At 65.9% G+C, this 822-nt stretch carries 1 protein-coding gene; it reads right to left on the bottom strand.

From position 1 onward, the window contains the following. Positions 1-822 (bottom strand): GTPase HflX (gene hflX / locus EN939_RS36345; protein ID WP_127272066.1); only part of this gene is annotated, 822 nt, incomplete at both ends.

The raw sequence follows: 822 nt of genomic DNA, 5'->3' as shown, positions 1-822 counted from the left end.
TTCGAGTTCCCCCGCCATCCGTTTTTCGATGATCGCCTTCAGCGCATCGATGCCCTCGCCGGTCACCGCCGACACCGCAATCGGCGGCGCCTTGTTGGCGTCGGCGCCGTCTGCAAGCAGCCGGGTCCGGTTGCCTTCGTCGAGCCGGTCGATCTTGTTCCACACTTCTATCACGCGCTTGGCGTCGCCGGCGTCGACACCGAGGTCGGCCAGGATGCGCTCGACATCTTCCGCTTGTGCAGCAGTGTCCGGATCGGAAATGTCGCGCAGATGAAGCACAAGATCGGCCTCGACCACCTCTTCCAGGGTGGCGCGGAAAGCCGCGATCAGATGCGTCGGCAGGTCCGAAATGAAGCCGACCGTATCGGAGAGGATGATCGGCGTGCCATGTGGGAGGCGCACGCGGCGCAGCGTCGGGTCGAGCGTGGCGAACAGCATGTCCTGCGCCAGCACATCCGCCCCGGTCAGCCGGTTGAACAGCGTCGACTTGCCGGCATTGGTGTAGCCGACGATCGCCACCACCGGGAACGGCACCTTCCTGCGCTTGGCGCGGTGCAGGTCGCGCGTGCGCCGCACCGTTTCCAGCTCCTGCTTCAGCTTGATGATCTTTTCCTGCAGCTGCCGCCGGTCGGATTCGATCTGCGTTTCGCCGGGGCCCCCGAGGAAGCCGGCGCCGCCGCGCTGGCGCTCCAGATGGGTCCAGCTGCGCACGAGGCGGCCCTTCTGGTAGTTGAGATGGGCGAGTTCGACCTGCAGCGTGCCTTCCTTGGTGCGTGCGCGCTCGCCGAAGATCTCAAGAATCAGCCCGGTGCGGTCCAGCAC

The sequence above is a fragment of the Mesorhizobium sp. M7A.F.Ca.CA.002.05.1.1 genome (genome assembly GCF_003998335.1).
Lineage (GTDB): Bacteria > Pseudomonadota > Alphaproteobacteria > Rhizobiales > Rhizobiaceae > Mesorhizobium.
Note: the sequence above shows the minus strand (reverse complement) of the source record. Positions and strands in the feature narration are given on the sequence as shown.